The organism is Actinoplanes sp. ATCC 53533 (assembly GCF_003947245.1).
Window position 1 is genome coordinate 1 of the sequence record NZ_QHHV01000150.1, and the last position, 15,894, is coordinate 15,894.

Sequence of the window (15,894 nt, forward strand, 5' to 3'; positions counted from 1 at the left end):
TGTTCAGCCGGCGAGGGCCGTGCGGGGGCGTGCCCAGTTCGGGGAATCGGGCCTGCCAAAGCGCTCGCAGTCGGGCAGGAAGCCACAGCTCGGGCCACATCTGGCGAAGAAGGTCGCCGTCGAGCCATCGGCTCAGGTTCTCGGTGGCCGTGGCCTGATTCAGCACAGTCTGATACATCACTTGCAGGTCGCCGGCATCGTCCAGGTCGTAGGTGCTGTCACCGGACCAGTCCAACGATCGATCGAGCACCACCAAGCCACTAACCGGGCCGTGCAGGTCAGCAAGGCTCGCCGGCACGACATAGTGCCGCTGGTCCGCATACCGTGAACCAGGCGCCATGCTTTCAGCCTTAGCTGTCTGCCTCACCACATCCATGACGATATGCCGCGCTCTACATGCGTCGCACCCTGCCGCGGTCGTTGCTGCCACGCCGAGGTAGCCGGGCCAACGATTCGCATCCCTAGTCCAGGAAGAATCATGACATCGGGGACGTGATAGCCGAAATTTCCAGGGGTAGCGCAGCGCCGACCTGCGCTTTCGCCCCGCAGGTGACATGCCGAACGGGCGGCCCTCGGAGTCGAGGACCGCCCGCTGCGCAGGTGGAGTTGTTTATTGGGCGGTCAGGTCGTAGAGGGTGACCCCGTCGACTGTCTGGCTCGTGAAGTTCGCGGCGACCCACTCGGCGATCTGCGAACTGTAGTTGCTGCCGCCCGAGTTGATGCCGCCGCCGAAGCCTCCGCCGCCGATGAAGTAGTGGATCTTTCCGTCGGCCACGTACTGCTGGAACTGGGCGAGCGTCGGGGAGGGGTCGCTGCCGTTGAAGCCGCCGACCGCCATCACCGGGTCGCCGGTGGCGAGCTGGTAGCCCGAGGCGTTCTGCGAGCCGACCGCCGCGGCGACCCAGTTGTACTGGTCCGCGTCCGCGTCCAGCAGGGACTTCATCTGGTCGCTGACGGTGGCCGCGTTGAGCAGGCCACCCATGCCGCCACCGCCACGCATCCCGCCACCCCGCGCGGTGCCGCCGGGCGCCGCGCCGCCGCCCTGAGCCGTGCCGCCCTGAGCCGTGCCGCCCTGAGCCGTGCCGCCCTGAGCCGTGCCGCCTTGGGTGGTGCCTCCTTGGGTGGTGCCGCCCTGCTGGGTGCCGCCTCCCGGGAAGCCGCCGCCGCCCTGGAAGCCGCCGCCGGGCGCGCCCATGCCGCCCGGGAAGGCGCCGCGCTGACCGCGTCCGCCACCGCCCATGCCGCCGCGTCCGCCGAAGCCGCCGCCCTGGGAGGCCGGGCCGGCGGAGGGGATCGAGCCGGTGTGCGGTTCCGATGCCGTCTGCACGGCGTAGGCGGCGGGTCCGGCCAGCACCGCGGCCAGCGCGAGGCCCGCGGTCGCCACGGCGATCCGGGCCGGCAGGCGCAGCGCGGCGAGCACGCCGAGCGCCGCCACGATGCCGCCGGCCAGGACGACCCAGCGCAGCCAGGGCAGGAAGTCGGCGCTGCGGCCGAGCAGCTGGTACGACCACCAGGCGCTCACCGCGATCGTCGCCGCCAGCGTCAGCGCCGCGAAGATGTTCCGCCGGCGCCGCCAGAGCAGCACCGAGCCCATGCCGACCACCGCGCCGATCGCCGGGGCCAGCGCCACGGTGTAGTACGCGTGGAAGATGCCCTGCATGAAGCTGAAGACCGCCGCGGTGATGAGGAGCCAGGCGCCCCACAGGATCAGCCCGGCCCGCAGCCGGTCGGTGCGGGCCGCCCGCAGCGTCAGCACCAGGCCGGCGACCAGCGTGATCAGCGCGGCCGGCAGCAGCCAGGAGACCTGACCGCCCTGCGCGCTTTCGAACATGCGCAGGAAGCCGCCCTCGCCCCCCATGCCTCGGCCTCCGCCGCCACCGACACTGCCGACCTCCTCGCCGTTGAGCCGGCCCAGGCCGTTGTAGCCCAGGGTCAGCTCCAGCAGGCTGTTGTTCTGCGAACCGCCGATGTAGGGGCGCATCGAGGCCGGCACCAGCTCGACGACCGCGATGTACCAGCCGGCCGAGACGACCACCGCCAGACCCGAGAGCAGCAGCTGCCCGATCCGCTTACCCAGCTTCGGCGGGCCGGCGAACAGGTACGCCAGCGCGTACGCGGGCACCACCAGCAACGCCTGCAGCATCTTGGTGAGGAAGCCGAAGCCGACGAACACCCCGGCCAGGACCAGCCACTTCGTCGAGCCGTTCTCGATGGCCCGCACGGTCGCGTACGCACCGGCCACCATCAGCAGCACGAGCAGCGCGTCGGGGTTGTTGAACCGGAACATCAGCACGGCCACCGGGGTCAGCGCCGACACCGCACCGGCGAGCAGGCCGGCCGCGGGGCCGTACCAGCGGCGGACCGTGGCGAACAGCAGCCCGACCGTCGCGACACCCATCAGCGCCTGCGGCACCAGGATGCTCCACGAGCTCAGGCCGAAGATCCGCACCGACAGGGCCATGATCCAGAGTGAGCCGGGGGTCTTGTCGACCGTGATCGAGTTCGCCGCGTCGGACGAGCCGTAGAAGAAGGCCTTCCAGCTCTCCGAGCCGGCCTGCACGGCGGCCGAGTAGAACGCGTTGCCCCAGCCGGAGGCGCCGAGGCCCCAGAGGTAGAGGACGCCGGTGAGCGCCAGCAAGGCGAGCAGCGAGGGCCGTACCCACGGCGCGTCGTCCGCGCGACCGCGGAAGAAGGCCGACCAGCGGGACCGGGGACGATCCGGCGGTGGTGGCGCGGCCGGTGGCGGACCGGCCGGCGACACCACCGGCGGTACGGGCAACGTCGTGGTCATCGAGGGTTCCTTAGGGCAGGCGGAAGCACTGACCTTTCGACTTTCTTCCGCCTGCCTGTCGGCTGGTTAGGCCATTACTGTGTGCCTGCTGAAAGTCCGTCAGGTCAGGCCGCGCGCCGTTTCGTCGCCGCCGCAGCGAGCCTGTCCAGCACCCCGACGGTCGGTTCCCAGCCCATGCACGCGTCCGTGACGCTCTGCCCGTACGCCAGTTCTCCGCCCAGGTTCTGCCGGCCCGGGATCAGGAAGCTCTCCAGCATCACGCCCTTGATGCCCTGCTGCCCGGCCTCGAGCTGGCCGGCCACGTCGTCGGCGACGATCGGCTGGCGCAGGTGGTCCTTGTTGCTGTTGCCGTGCGAGCAGTCGACGACGACCCGCTCCGGCAGGCCCGCGTCGCGCAGCAGGCCGAGCGCGGCGTTGACGTCCGCGGCGCTGTAGTTCGGGCCCTTGCCGCCGCGCAGCACCAGGTGGCAGTCCGGGTTGCCGGTGGTGTGCATGATCGCCGGGGTGCCGGAGATGTCGATGCCGGGGAAGACGTGCCGCCCCGCCGCGGCGTTGATCGCGTCGATGGCGGTGGAGATGCTGCCGTCCGGCCGGTTCTTCATGCCGATCGGCATGGACAGACCCGAGGCCAGCTGGCGGTGCACCTGCGACTCGACGGTCCGGGCGCCGATCGCGCCCCAGGCCACCGTGTCCGCGATGTACTGCGGGGTGATCGGATCCAGGAACTCGACGCCGACCGGCAGCCCGCGGCCCAGCACCTCCAGCAGCAGCGCCCGGGCGACCCGCAGGCCCTTGCTGACGTCGCCGGAGCCGTCCAGCCCGGGGTCGTTGATGAGCCCCTTCCAGCCGACGGTCGAACGCGGCTTCTCGAAGTACACCCGCATCACGATCAGCAGGTCGTCGGCGAGCCGGTCGGCCTCGACGCGCAGGCGGTCGGCGTATTCCGTGGCGGCGACGGGGTCGTGCACGGAACACGGGCCGACGACGACGAGCAGGCGGGGATCTCGGCCGTCGAGCACGGCCTCCACCTGCCGGCGGCTGTCCAGCACGGTCGCCGACAGCTCGTGGGTCAGCGGCAACTCGTGATGGAGCAACGCGGGGCTCATCAGCGGCACGATGGTCTCGATGCGCTGGTCGCTGACCCGCTGCACCTCGGGGATGGTCACAGCTGTCTTCTCCTCCGCCGGGGCCCGGGGCCGGCGGCCCGGGCGTGGCCGGCTGTTTTCGAACAAACGAAAAGGCAGCGACGAATGTCGCTGCCTCGGCCGGCCCTACGGAGGTGTCTCAGGTCATGGGATCATGGCTGAGGCACCGGCGGGAGCCGGCCTCGTAAACCACTGATACGCCAAGGACACGCGGTGAGTTTAGCTCATCGGGGCGCCCGGGTGTCCGTCAGCCGGGGTATGGGCACGTGCAAGTTGCTGTGCTGCGATTGAACACATGAACAACGCGAGCGCGCCGTACCTGCTGGACGGCCTGGCCGAGCTCCCGCCGGCACGGCGTAGACAGGCCGTGGCGGCGGTCGTGCTCCGGGTCTGGGAGACGCCGTCCGTCCTGCTGGATGAGATATCCCCGACGCAGGCGCTGACCGCGATCGCCGCGATCGCGGCCGGGCTGCCCGGCGCGGCGGCCCGGCCCTGGCTCGACGACCGCCTGCTGGCGGCGGCCTGCCCGGAGGTGACGAGCGAGCTGGCCGGCCGGGCGCTGTGCGCGCTGGACGTGATCGTGGGCCGCGACCGCGAGTCGGTGCCGCTGGAGCTGCACGTGACCGACGGCGAGGCCGCGGGCGCGCTGCTGGAGGACCTGCGAGACGTGCTGATGGAGGGCCTGCGCCGGGGCGCCTGACGATCAGCGGGCGGCGGCGTGCTGCGGGGCCCAGGCCATCGTCGTGGTCATCGGCAGGCGGACGGCGAACTCCGTGCGGCCCGGCACGCTGCGCACCGAGACCGTGCCGCCGTGCGCGGTCACCACCGCGTGCACGATCGAGAGCCCGAGGCCCGTGCTGCCCGCCGCCCGGGAGCGGGAGCTGTCCCCGCGGGCGAACCGCTCGAAGATGTGCGGCTGCAGCTCCCGCGGGATGCCCGGACCGTAATCGGTCACGGTCAGCAGCGCCGCGCCCGCGCGCTCGGTCACCCCGACCGTCACGATGGTGCCCTCCGGCGTGTGCGTGCGGGCGTTGGCCAGCAGGTTTACCAGCACCTGGTGCAGGCGCTGGGGATCGCCGGTGACGGTCACCGGCTCGTCCGGCAGGTCGAGCTGCCAGTTGTGCTGAGGACCGGCGGCGTGCGCGTCGCTCACCGCGTCCACCACCACCATCGTCAGGTCCACCGGGTCCTGGGCCAGCGGGCGGCCGGCGTCCAGCCGGGCCAGCAGCAGCAGGTCCTCGACCAGCGAGGTCATCCGCTTGGCCTCCGACTCGACGCGGCGCAGCACGTGGCTGATCTCGTCCGGGACCGGCTGGCGGCTGCGCCGGCTCAGCTCGGCATAGCCGCGGATCGCGGCCAGCGGCGTGCGCAGCTCGTGGCTGGCGTCCGCGACGAACTGCCGGACCTGCATCTCGCTGGCGTGCCGGGCCTCCAGGGCGCTGCCGACGTGGTCGAGCAGCCTGTTCAGCGCCGAGCCGACCGCGCCGACCTCTGTGCCCGGGTCGGTGTCCACAGCGGGCACCCGCTGCGCGAGGTCGACCTCACCCCGGTCGAGCTCCAGCTCGGAGACCCGGGTCGCGGTGGCCGCGACCCGATACAACGGCTTGAGGGTACGGCGAATGATGAACGCCCCCGACCAGCCGGCCACGAACAGCGTCACCAGCACGACGCCACCGGTCACGAGAGCGACCGCGAGCAACGTCGACTGGGTGTCCGCCAGCGGCACGGCGGCGACGACCACACCGTTGGTGGTGGGCCGGGAGACGACGCGATAGTCGCCGTAGCTGCCCAGGTCGATGTCTATCGGGTCGTTCGTCGAATTGAGCGCGCTGAGTTGAGCGACGGTGGCGGGCGGGAGGTCCGTGTAGTCGTTTTCGTAGTCACCCTCCGTGTTCGCCTTGAGGATGACGATTCCGCCGATAGGCGTGCCGCTGGTCCCGGTGAACTTCAGGAAGATGGACTTCGTCGGGGCGCCGGGCGGGGGCTTGGCACCGAACCGGTCGCCAGCGCCGGGAGGAGGCGCGCCGTTGTACTGCCTGTCTCCTGGCGGGAGGTTGCCGGGCTTGCCCTGCACCCGGTTTGCGAACTCCTGCAGCTGCGAGTCGAGCCGTTTGTAGAGGGTCTCGTGCAGGTAGATCTCGGCTGCGCTGCCGACCGCCAGACCCAGGACCACGAGCAGCGTGATCATGATCGCGATGAGCCGGGTGCGCAGCGGCCAGCTCGCCGGTCTGCGCCATCGTGGTTTCATCTGGACCGCCTAGGCCGAGTTAGCGAACTCAGTTCGCGGGCTTCAAGACATAACCCGCTCCGCGCATGGTATGGATCATAGGGTCGCGGCCGGCGTCGATCTTCTTGCGCAGGTACGAGATGTAGAGCTCCACCACGTTCGCCTGGCCGCCGAAGTCGTAGTTCCACACCCGGTCCAGGATCTGGCTCTTGCTCAGCACCCGGCGCGGGTTGCGCATCAGATAGCGCAGCAGCTCGAACTCGGTGGCGGTCAGCGTGACCAGGGTGTCACCGCGGCGCACCTCGTGGCTGTCCTCGTCCAGGCTCAGGTCACCGACGATGAGCTGCGAGTCGACCCGCATGGGCGAGCGGCCCATCCGGCGCATCAGGCCACGCAGCCGGGCGACGACCTCCTCCAGGCTGAACGGCTTGGTGACGTAGTCGTCGCCGCCCGCGGTGAGCCCGGTGATCCGGTCCTCGACGGAGTCCTTGGCGGTGAGGAAGAGCACCGGCACCTCGGGCGACTCGCCCCGCAGCCGGCGGAGCACCTCGAGGCCGTCGATGTCGGGCAGCATCATGTCGAGCACGACGGCGTCGGGGCGGAAGTCGCGGGCGGTCCGGACGGCGGTCTGCCCGTCGCCGGCGCTGCGCACGTCCCAGCCCTCGTATCGCAGGGCCATCGAGAGCAACTCGGCCAGGGTGGGCTCGTCGTCGACCACCAGCACCCGGACGGGGCCGCCGTCGGGCCGCCGGAGCTCCGTGCCGCTGTCTGCGTTCGCCATCGTCATGCCCCTACTGTGGTGGGCCACGCTTTGCGCCGCCTTTTCGTTTCCTGTGTAGCACCTGTGTGTCCCGAACACAGGTGCTCCATGGTTTTGGCACAGCGTCATGACACCGTCACCCGCCATCGTGATCGGCATGACGGACATGATGATCTCCCGTTCCCCGGCGTTCCCGAGCAGCCCGGCCCCGGCGGGCGGGCGCGCGCGGTGGTGGCGGCGCGGCACCGGGGCGACCCTGGTCGCGGCCCTGGCCCTGGCGGCTGTGCTGGGCCCGCCGCTGGCGCCGGCGACCCGGCTCGGCGCCGGCGAGCTGGTGGGCTTCTCGACGGTGAGCGCGGCGGACACGATCACCAGCAGCGACGTGCTCGCCGAGGTTCCGGCCGCGGGTCGCGGCAGGGAGCGTGTCGGAAACGGACTAAAGGCCTAAAACTCCGCATACTAGCCCGCGTTGTGCTGGCCGGGTGAGCGGAGGAACGCGTGCGATTGGGCCGTCTCGGAGGCGCCGTCGCGGCGCTCGCCCTCATCGTGTGGTCCGCGGTGCCGGCGGCGGCGCAGGGGTCCTACCCGCCCGGCATCGATGCCGACACGATCCGGACCGCGAGCCTGGGCACGGCCACCATCGCGGCGGGCGGCGCCCACTCGTGCGCCCTCACCAGCATCGGCGAGCTCTACTGCTGGGGCGACGACTCGTCCGGGCAGCTCGGCGACGGCCCCGCCGCGCACTCCTTCGGCCAGGCGGTCCTCGCGCTGCGCGGCGCGGTTCAGGTCGACGCCGGCAAGGCGCACACCTGCGCGGTCGACCTCCGCGGCGCGGCGCACTGCTGGGGCGACGACTCCGCCGGGCAGCTCGGCGACGGGACGGCGACCGACCGGGACGCCCCGGTCGCGGTGACCGGGCTGGCCGGCCGGAACCTGGTGGAGATCGCCACCGGCGCCCGGCACACCTGCGCGGTGGACGACGAGGGCGGCGCCTGGTGCTGGGGCGACGGTTCGCACGGCCAGCTCGGCGTGCCGGGGCTGCGAGGGTCGGTGGTGCCGGTCCGGCTCGGCACGCGGAGCGGCATGCGTGGCCCGGTCGTGGACATCGCCGCGGGCCGGGACACCACCTGCGCCGTGACCGCGGCCGGTGCGGCGTTCTGCTGGGGCTCGGACGCGTACGAACAGCTCGGAACCCGCGGCCACGGTGATCGCGACGAGCCGGTGGCGGTCGCCGCGATCGGGCCGATGCGCGGCAAGGTTCGCGAGGTCACGGTCGGCGGGACGCAGGCCTGCGCGCTCGGCGCCGAGGGGCGGGCGTCCTGCTGGGGCACCAGGGGGCTCGGATCGGGCACGCGTGGCACCAAGGCCGAGCCGGTCGGTGTCGCCCTGAGCGCCGCGCTCGGCGAGGTGACCGCCGGCGGCGAGCACACCTGCGGGCTGGACCGGGGCGGCCGGGCATTCTGCTGGGGTGAGGGAGCGGACGGCCGGCTGGGCAGCGGGCGCTCGGTGGCCCGGGCGGTGCCCGTCGGCGTCACGGCCGGTGGCACGCTGCGCGATCTGGACGCCGGCGAGGAACACAGCTGCGCCTTCGACACCCGGGGGTACGCGTACTGCTGGGGAGCCGGCGCCGACGGGCAGTTGGGCGCGGGCAGCACCGCGGCGAGTGCTGTGCCCGTACCGGTGGCGGGTCTGCCCCGGCCGCCCGGCGCCGCGACCGGCGTCCGGGTGCGTGCCCTCGACGGCGGCCTGCGGGTCGAATGGCGGCCGCCCGCGGACCTCGGCTCCGGGGAGTTCACCTACTACTGGGCGACGACCGCCGGTTACGAGTCCGGTTGCACGCTCACCGTCGCCACCGCCGCGGGCTGCGAGCTGACCGGGCTGCGCAACGACCGCGAGTACGACGTCGCGGTGGTGGTGCGCACCGGCGATGGCATCACCGTCGGCGGCTTCGTCACCGCCACGCCCGCTGCTGCCGCTCCGCTGCCCTCTGGTTCCCCGGCGCCGCGCCGGATGACCGCCTCCGTCCTGCCCGGGGCGGCCGGCGGGCTGCCGGTCACCGGGCTCAGCCCGATCGCGCTGGTCGCGCTCGGCACCCTGCTGCTCGGCGGGGGACTGGCCGCGCTGCTGGTCCGCCGCTCATGAGCTCGCGAGGGTCCCGGCCGGCGAGTCCGCGGTCGCCGGGACATGGGCGCCCGAACCGGAGGTGCCGTCGCGGGAGGCCCTTCAGCCAGGCATTCTGTGCCGCGAGGTTCGCGGAATAGGGTGAATTGTCGGGAAGTTTAGGGCCTTGGAACACTCGCCGTTCGGGAGATGTTGTGCCAGCGTTGGCTTCAGTCGCCGGCGCGAGCGTGTGGGGAGCGGGTCGTGGATCTTTTGGAGGAGTACCGCAGGGCCAATTTCTTCTTCGAGTCCGGCGATCCCCTCGGGGCGGCCCGGCTGCTGGAACCGATCGTCGAGGCCGAGCCGCACAACGCCGCCGTACGGCAGCTCCTGGCCCGGGCCTACTTCAACTCCGCGCAACTCGGCGGGGCGGAGGCGCAGCTCCGGACGCTGATCGAGCATGATCCGTCCGACCACTATGCGCACCACGTGCTCGGCCGGACCCTTGAAAGGGCCGGCCGCTTTCGTGAGGCCCTGCCACACCTGCGCCTGGCCGCGGCGATGCACAGCCACGGCGACTACACCGAGGCGCTGCGGCGGGTCGAGACCTGGCTGGGCAAGCACGACGGCGGAATAGGATCCCAGGCGTGAAGATCAAGCTGGACCTGCACGACATCTTCAACAAGGGCACCCAGATCGACAAGGCCCTGCGCGATGTCATCGACGAGGCCATCCAGAAGAAGGCCACGCTCGTCGAGATCATCCCGGGCAAGGGATCGGGTGCCCTGAAGAAGAAGGTCATCCGCTTCCTGGACCAGAAGGAGATCAAGCAGCTCTATCACCGGATCGAGAAGGACGGCGACAACTGGGGGCGGCTGTTCGTGCACTTCAAGTTCGAGTCGTCGCAGGGCAAGGGGCGGCGCGGCAGGTAGGCGTCACAGGGTGTAGGTGTGCGCCACGGCCAGCATCTCCGAGCTGTGCGAGCCCAGGACCCCCACCTCTGGCGGGCGGGCCCGGAAGCCCGGCACGGTGGCGAGGCCGTCGCTCGCGTCCATCGCGCGCAGCCGGAGCGGGGTCCTCGCGGGCACGGTCAGGGTCACCTCGATGCCGTCCGGCGGCGGCGCGTGGAACACGAAACCGAAGCCCCACGGGCCGCCGGCCGTCCGGTCCGTGGGCACCTCGCGGCCGGAGACCGTGGCCGCGGTGACGGTCGCCTCGGCGTTCACGTGCAGGGTGATCAGCCGCACCGGTCGCCGGGGGGTCAGCCGGAAGGTGACCGTCCGCAGGTCGCCGGTCGTGGTGTCGGCGGAGGGCGTCAGCGTCGGGGCCGGCAACTGCACCGGCTGCGCCGGACCGGCGAGGAGCTCCTCCGGGCCGAAGGCGGGCAGGGTGTCGGTCACCGGCGCCCGGTCGCCGGACACGTACTGCGCGGTCCACCGCTGCGGTTTGCTCTCCGCGCTCAGCCAGCGGGCCTGGCCGGTGTCCGTGTCCAGGGCGTACATCAGGTGGGTGGGTGCCGGGTGCGCCGCGTCGAAACGGTCCACGGTCAGGCCGGCCCCGATGCAGGCGACCGCGGTGAGCGCCGCCGCCAGGGCCGGCGCCGCGCCGCGCCGGCGGGCCCGCGCCGCCACCATGGCACGCTGCCCGCCGGCCTCGGGGTGCAGCAGGTCGACGACCGGCAGGAGGGCCAAGGCCAGCAGCGTCGCGATGAGGGCGCCGGAGCCGCCGAGCGCCAGGCCCAGGGCCGGGAAGAACATGACCGTCGTGGGCAGCAGCACCACCACCGCGATGGCCGCGCCCAGCGTCACCACGAGCACGGACCACCAGCCGCGCAGCAGCACCGCGGCGATGCCCGTGAGCGCACCCGCCAGCGCCGGCAGCGCCGCGAGGTAGGAGCCGCCCGGCGCCAGCGCGGCCAGCGCCAGGCCGAGCACCGCCAGCCAGCCGAGCCCACCGAAGGCCAGCGCCGCCGGGCTCAGCCGGCGCCGCAGCAGCGCGTACCAGGCGAAGACGATCGTCGCGGTCAGCGCACCGATCGCCAGCCGGTACCAGAACGGCCGGTACGGGTCGATGAGCTGTTCGGCGTACCCCGGCCGGATGAGTTTCAGCATCGCCCAGAGCAACTGGGCCGCCACCGGGGTCGCGAGGAGCGGCAGCACCGCGAGCACGAAGCCGCCCGCCAGCCGCCCGCCGGTGACCAGCCCGCGGCGCCGGGCCAGCCAGCCCAGCGCCAGCACGGCCACCAGCGCGAGCGCGGCCAGCGGCCAGGTCAGCGTGCCCGGGTAGACCGCCAGGCCGCCCGGCACGGGGAAGTAGGTGGCGTCGCCGTCCGAGCGCAGCGCCGGCAGGTCGCGCCCGCCGAGGTCGCGGGTCAGCGCCAGGGCGTTGGCGCCGAGGTGCTGCAGGCTGTCCCGGTCCAGTGCCGCCGGGGTGTCGCCCGGCGAGTGATAGACCGCCGCGCCGTCGATGTAGGCGCTGTTGAACCCGGTGAAGCCGGCCTCGCGGAACGGGGTGAAATCGGTGTCGTTGGGCAGCAGCCGGTAGACCTCCACCGCGAACGAGGTGCCCACCGGTTTCGGCGCCCCCGCGTAGACCCCGGTCAGGCGCGCGTTGCCCGCCGCGGTCTCGAACATGATCGCCGGACCGGTGCTGCCGCGGGCCTCCAGGTTGAGCACGATGCCGCCGCCGCGGGCCAGCGGATGCTGGTCGACGAAGGCCTGGGCGCCGCACACGCACGCCTCCTCGGCGTCGGTGAGGACGAGCACCACGTCGTTGCGCAGCCGCGGGCCGGTCGCCAGGGCCCGGGCCGTCTCCAGGATCGCCGCCGTGCCCGAGCCGTCGTCGTTGCCGCCCGGCGAGGTCTGCGCCGAGTCGTAGTGCGCGACCAGGAAGATCCGCCCGGTCGGCGCCGTGCCGGGCAGCAGCGTCACCACGTTGCGCACCCGGGCCAGGCCGATCCCGCCCGCGCTGGCCGACAGCTCGCCGCCCTGGACCGAGACCGTCTCCTGCACCTCGGGGTCGAGACCGAGGCCGCGGAGGGTGGTCAGGAGATGGCCGCGGACCGCGTCGGCGGGCGCGCTGCCCGCCACGTGCGGCTCGGCGGCGATGGCCTGGATCTGCTGGAACGCGCGGCCGGCGCTGAACTCGGCGGCGGGCGCGCCGGCACCCCGCGCGGCGGGTGGCCGCACGGAATGCAGCGCCGCCGCCGCGACGACCAGCAGCACCACGACCGCCGCCAGCGCCGCGCCCACCCGGTGAACGGGGCGGGTCAGGGCCCGCGACGCGGCCTCGAGCCGGGGTACGCCCACGTGAACCTCCCGCACAACAGTGACCCATGACATCTAATCGGCTGCGGCCGCGCCCGGGTACCCCGTGGAACTCCCCGACCGGTGACATAACTTGGTCCGGTGACCGCCCCGCTCGACCCCCCTGCCGTTTTCGCCGAGTTCATCGATCGGGTCGCCTGCTACGACCCGACGCCCGAGACCGGCCCCGCCGCCGTGCTCGGCCTGCGTACCGCGCTCGGGGAGGCGACGTTCCAGGTCAGTGATCATGTCGTGCGGGCGATGTGCCGGGCCCTGGAGGCATACCGGGATCCGGCCGACCGGGGCACCTGCACCGGCTGCGGCAGCCGCCGGCTGGACGAGAATCTGCACTGCGGCGACTGCGGCCGGCTGCACGGCATCCTCGGTCAGGTGATCGCCGAGCACGCCCGCCGGGTGGCCGAGGATCAGTCGTACGGGCCGCCGGCGTGACCCGCGCCGCCGCCGCCCGCATCCGGTGTTGTGCGCCCGCATCCGGTGGTGGACTATCAGCGGGTCAAGCCCGAAGGAGTCGAGCCATCAACCGTTTCCACCGCGCCGGAGCCGCCGTCATGCGCACCCCGTCGTGCGGGGTGGCATGGTGAGCGGGCGTGCTCTCGCGGCGCCACCCGCGGCGTTGACTGTCCCGGAGCGGCTGCGCATCCTGCTGGTCGAGGACGACGAGGGCGACGCCTTCCTGGTGAAGGAGTTGCTCGCCGAGGCGGGTGCGCTGTTCGACCTGCGGGTGGCGACCAGCCTGCGGGAGGCCCGGCCGATGATGCGCGGCGTGCAGTGCGTCCTGCTCGACCTGGGGCTGCCGGACGCCGAGGGCATCGACGGGCTGCGCAAGCTGCTCGCGGTGGCCGGCAGCGCCGCGGTCTGCGTGCTCACCGGCCGCTCCGACGAGCACCTGGGTGTCGCGGCGGTCGCCGAGGGCGCCCAGGACTACCTGGTCAAGGGCCAGGTCGACGGCGTCCTGCTGGTCCGGGCCCTGCGGTATGCGGTCGAGCGCAAGCGCGCCGACGAGAACACCCAGCGGCTGCGTGAGGTGGAGCTGCGCCAGGCCGAGTCGGCTCGGCTCGAACGCGGCCTGCTGCCCCAGCCGCTGATGCAGACCACCGCGGTGGCGGTGCACACGTTCTATCGCTCCGGGCGCGCGCTGGGCCTGCTCGGCGGCGACTTCTTCGACGTGGTGCAGGTCGGCCCCGACCGGCTGCACGTCATCGTCGGCGACGTCTGCGGGCACAGCGTGGACGAGGCGGCCCTCGGCGTCGAGCTCCGGGTGGCGTGGCGGGCGCTGGTGCTCGGCGGCGTGCCCGAGGACAAGATTCTCGGCGCGCTGGAGCAGGTGCTGATGAGCGAGCGGCGGGCCCGGGAGATCTTCGCCACTGTCGCCTCGGTGGTGTTCGATCTGAGCGCCGACCGGGCAACAGTACGGCTGGCCGGCCACCCACCGCCGGTGCTGCTCAAGGACGGCCGGGCCGAGCCGGTCGACGCCCGCCGCGGCATCGTGCTGGGGGTCAAGCCCACCCCCACCCCCGCGACCGACGTGGAGCTCTCCGGCGATGACTGGTCCTTGCTGATGTATACCGACGGACTTATCGAGGGGCACACCGGCGTGGGCAACGAGCGCCTCGACGTCGACGGGCTGTGCGGGGTGCTGGCCGAGCCGGCCGCCGCCCAGGTGCCGCTGCCCGCCCTCCCGGCCTGGCTGGTCGGCCGGGCCGAGCAGGGCAACGGCGGTCCGCTCGCCGACGACGTGGCGATGCTGCTGATCTCCCGGGGCGGCGGCCGATGAGCGTGTTCAGCCTCCGCGCCTGGACGCTGCGCCGCCGGGTGGTCGCCCTGTCGGTGACGGTCGCGCTGGTCCTGACGATCCTCGGGGTCTTCGCCGCGCTCACCGCCGCGAACAGCAACCGGCACATCGACACCATCCTGGACCGGACCGGCCCGATGCGGTCCGCGGGCGAGAGCCTCAGCACCGCGGTGGTCGATCAGGAGACCGGCATCCGCGGGTATGCGATCAGCGGTGAACAGGACAACCTGTCGCCGTACAACGATGGTCTGGCCGCCCAGAACAGGCTCCTCGCCGAGATCGACCGGCTCAACGGCCCCGACGGTGACCCGGCCGTGCGGGCCTCGACCGAGCTGGTGCGGCAGCGGGCCGACCAGTGGCGGGCCGTCGTCGCGATCCCGGTGCTCAACGCCGTCCGCGACCAGGGGCCGGAGGCCGGCCAGGCGCTGATCGAAGCGGCCGACACCAGTCAGTTCGACGCGCTGCGGGCGTCGATCGGCGAACTGCAGCAGGACATCCTGGTGGTGCGCGATCAGTCCGCGGTGGCGGCGAAGCGCACCGGCACGGTGCTCGTCGCGCTGGAGATCTTCGCCGCGGTGGTGGTCATTCTGGCCGGGGCGATCCTGTTCCTGCTGCTCGACCGCCTGGTCAGCCGGCCGGTGACCGAGCTGGCCGAGCAGGTCCGCGAGGTGGCCGACGGCGCCTACGGCAAGCACATCACCAGCCGGGGCTCACCCGAGCTGCGCACCCTGGCCGCCGACGTCGACGGGATGCGCCGGCAGATCGCGGCCGAGCTGAGCGAGGTGCGCGAGGCCCGCGAGCAGATCGAGTGGGTCAACGACCAGCTCAAGCAGCAGGCCGAGGAGCTGACCCGGTCCAACCGCGACCTCGAGCAGTTCGCCTACGTGGCCTCGCACGACCTGCAGGAGCCGCTGCGCAAGGTGGCCAGCTTCTGCCAGCTGCTGCAGCGCCGCTACGCGGGCCAGATGGACGAGCGGGCCGATCAGTACATCGCTTTCGCGGTCGACGGCGCGCAGCGGATGCAGCGCCTGATCAACGACCTGCTGGCGTTCTCCCGGATCGGCCGGCTCACCGCCGGCTTCACCGACGTGCACCTGGACCAGGTGCTGACCGAGGTGAAGTCGCAGCTCGAAGCGCGGGCCGGCGACGACGCCGAGATCACCTGGGCCGACCTGCCGACGGTGGAGGGCGAGGAGCCGCTGCTCACCACGCTCTTCGTCAACCTGATCGGCAACTCGCTGAAGTTCCGCCGCCCCGACGTCGCGCCGGTCATCCGGGTCACAGCGTCCCTGGTGGGCGAGGAATGGCAGCTCAACGTCCGGGACAACGGCATCGGCATCGAGGCCGAGTTCGCCGACAAGGTCTTCGTGATCTTCCAGCGGCTGCACGCGCGGGACGCGTACGAGGGCACCGGCATCGGGCTGGCGATCGTGAAGAAGATCGTCGAATACCATGGCGGGCGGATCTGGCTCGACCTGGACGTCGCCGAGGGCACGTCGATCTATTTCACGTTGCCCCTGCTGGCCGGCGTGCCGGTGGCGGAGCCACGGAAACAGGACGAGGTCGTGGCATGACACCAGGCGAACGCGCCAAAGGAGGCTCGGCATGACCGGTGCGGTTCGACAGGACGGCACACCCATCGAGGTGCTGCTCGTCGAGGACGACCCGGGCGACGTGCTCATGACGCAGGAGGCGTTCGAGGAGCACAAGGTCCGCAACCGGCTGACCGTGGTGTCCGACGGCGCCGAGGCGC

14 protein-coding genes and 1 pseudogene are annotated in these 15,894 nt (G+C 72.4%); 9 read left to right on the plus strand and 6 right to left on the minus strand.

Annotated features, from left to right (window positions below; all coding sequences use genetic code 11):
* The 3 genes from DMB66_RS40345 to DMB66_RS40355 all read right to left on the minus strand — a co-directional run.
* Positions 1-376 (minus strand): hypothetical protein (locus DMB66_RS40345; RefSeq protein WP_233625189.1); only part of this gene is annotated, 376 nt, incomplete at its 3' end.
* A 234-nt stretch (positions 377-610) separates the two neighbouring features.
* Positions 611-2,791, minus strand: a complete 2,181-nt coding sequence (locus DMB66_RS40350; protein ID WP_125809403.1) for a glycosyltransferase family 39 protein — start codon at positions 2,789-2,791, stop codon at positions 611-613.
* Between the two features lie 104 nt (positions 2,792-2,895).
* Positions 2,896-3,957, minus strand: coding sequence for a 3-deoxy-7-phosphoheptulonate synthase (locus DMB66_RS40355; protein ID WP_125809404.1), 1,062 nt, complete (start codon positions 3,955-3,957; stop codon positions 2,896-2,898).
* 274 nt (positions 3,958-4,231) lie between these two features.
* Here DMB66_RS40355 and DMB66_RS40360 point away from each other — a divergent pair, with 274 nt between their 5' ends.
* Positions 4,232-4,636, plus strand: coding sequence for a hypothetical protein (locus tag DMB66_RS40360; RefSeq protein ID WP_125809405.1), 405 nt, complete (start codon positions 4,232-4,234; stop codon positions 4,634-4,636).
* A 3-nt stretch (positions 4,637-4,639) separates the two neighbouring features.
* Here DMB66_RS40360 and DMB66_RS40365 read toward each other — a convergent pair whose 3' ends face one another.
* The gene (locus DMB66_RS40365) at positions 4,640-6,184 is read right to left on the minus strand and encodes a HAMP domain-containing sensor histidine kinase (RefSeq protein WP_199752907.1); all 1,545 of its coding nucleotides are present in this window, start codon (positions 6,182-6,184) and stop codon (positions 4,640-4,642) included.
* Between the two features lie 28 nt (positions 6,185-6,212).
* On the minus strand, positions 6,213-6,950 hold the full coding sequence (locus DMB66_RS40370) for a response regulator transcription factor (RefSeq protein ID WP_125809406.1): 738 nt from the start codon (positions 6,948-6,950) through the stop codon (positions 6,213-6,215).
* A gap of 130 nt (positions 6,951-7,080) precedes the next feature.
* On the opposite strand from DMB66_RS40370, the gene DMB66_RS40375 reads away from it, so the two are divergent.
* The 4 genes from DMB66_RS40375 to DMB66_RS40390 all read left to right on the plus strand — a co-directional run bounded on the left by DMB66_RS40375 (position 7,081) and on the right by DMB66_RS40390 (position 9,955).
* On the plus strand, positions 7,081-7,371 hold the full coding sequence (locus tag DMB66_RS40375; RefSeq protein ID WP_125809407.1) for a hypothetical protein: 291 nt from the start codon (positions 7,081-7,083) through the stop codon (positions 7,369-7,371).
* Between the two features lie 50 nt (positions 7,372-7,421).
* Positions 7,422-9,065, plus strand: a complete 1,644-nt coding sequence (locus tag DMB66_RS40380) for a hypothetical protein (protein ID WP_125809408.1) — start codon at positions 7,422-7,424, stop codon at positions 9,063-9,065.
* Between the two features lie 222 nt (positions 9,066-9,287).
* Positions 9,288-9,674 (plus strand): M48 family metallopeptidase, encoded by a 387-nt coding sequence (locus DMB66_RS40385; RefSeq protein ID WP_125809409.1) that lies wholly within the window; start codon positions 9,288-9,290, stop codon positions 9,672-9,674.
* Positions 9,671-9,955, plus strand: a complete 285-nt coding sequence (locus DMB66_RS40390) for a Smr/MutS family protein (protein WP_125809410.1) — start codon at positions 9,671-9,673, stop codon at positions 9,953-9,955. Before DMB66_RS40385 ends, DMB66_RS40390 begins: the two co-directional genes overlap by 4 nt.
* Positions 9,956-9,958: 3 nt before the next feature.
* Here the strand turns inward: DMB66_RS40390 and DMB66_RS40395 are convergent, their stop codons facing one another.
* The gene (locus tag DMB66_RS40395; protein ID WP_370320163.1) at positions 9,959-12,331 is read right to left on the minus strand and encodes a M28 family peptidase; all 2,373 of its coding nucleotides are present in this window, start codon (positions 12,329-12,331) and stop codon (positions 9,959-9,961) included.
* A gap of 99 nt (positions 12,332-12,430) precedes the next feature.
* Between DMB66_RS40395 and DMB66_RS40400 the strand changes: the two genes are divergently transcribed.
* The 4 genes and pseudogenes from DMB66_RS40400 to DMB66_RS66180 form a co-directional block, all read left to right on the plus strand.
* Positions 12,431-12,778 (plus strand): hypothetical protein, encoded by a 348-nt coding sequence (locus DMB66_RS40400; protein WP_125809412.1) that lies wholly within the window; start codon positions 12,431-12,433, stop codon positions 12,776-12,778.
* Between the two features lie 145 nt (positions 12,779-12,923).
* On the plus strand, positions 12,924-14,123 hold the full coding sequence (locus DMB66_RS40405) for a PP2C family protein-serine/threonine phosphatase (protein WP_125809413.1): 1,200 nt from the start codon (positions 12,924-12,926) through the stop codon (positions 14,121-14,123).
* Positions 14,120-15,715, plus strand: a complete 1,596-nt coding sequence (locus DMB66_RS40410; RefSeq protein WP_125809414.1) for an ATP-binding protein — start codon at positions 14,120-14,122, stop codon at positions 15,713-15,715. The genes DMB66_RS40405 and DMB66_RS40410 overlap by 4 nt, the downstream gene beginning before the upstream one ends.
* A gap of 31 nt (positions 15,716-15,746) precedes the next feature.
* A pseudogene (locus DMB66_RS66180) lies at positions 15,747-15,894 on the plus strand (response regulator); the annotation flags it as partial.

Bases quoted from the DNA above. Each gene is read 5' to 3' on its own strand.
- DMB66_RS40370 (WP_125809406.1), bottom strand. From the start codon at position 6,950: ATGACGATGGCGAACGCAGACAGCGGCACGGAGCTCCGGCGGCCCGAC.
- DMB66_RS40375 (WP_125809407.1), top strand. From the start codon at position 7,081: ATGACGGACATGATGATCTCCCGTTCCCCGGCGTTCCCGAGCAGCCCG.
- DMB66_RS40405 (WP_125809413.1), top strand. From the start codon at position 12,924: ATGGTGAGCGGGCGTGCTCTCGCGGCGCCACCCGCGGCGTTGACTGTC.
- DMB66_RS40410 (WP_125809414.1), top strand. From the start codon at position 14,120: ATGAGCGTGTTCAGCCTCCGCGCCTGGACGCTGCGCCGCCGGGTGGTC.
- DMB66_RS40350 (WP_125809403.1), bottom strand. From the start codon at position 2,791: ATGACCACGACGTTGCCCGTACCGCCGGTGGTGTCGCCGGCCGGTCCG.
- DMB66_RS40365 (WP_199752907.1), bottom strand. From the start codon at position 6,184: ATGAAACCACGATGGCGCAGACCGGCGAGCTGGCCGCTGCGCACCCGG.
- DMB66_RS40360 (WP_125809405.1), top strand. From the start codon at position 4,232: ATGAACAACGCGAGCGCGCCGTACCTGCTGGACGGCCTGGCCGAGCTC.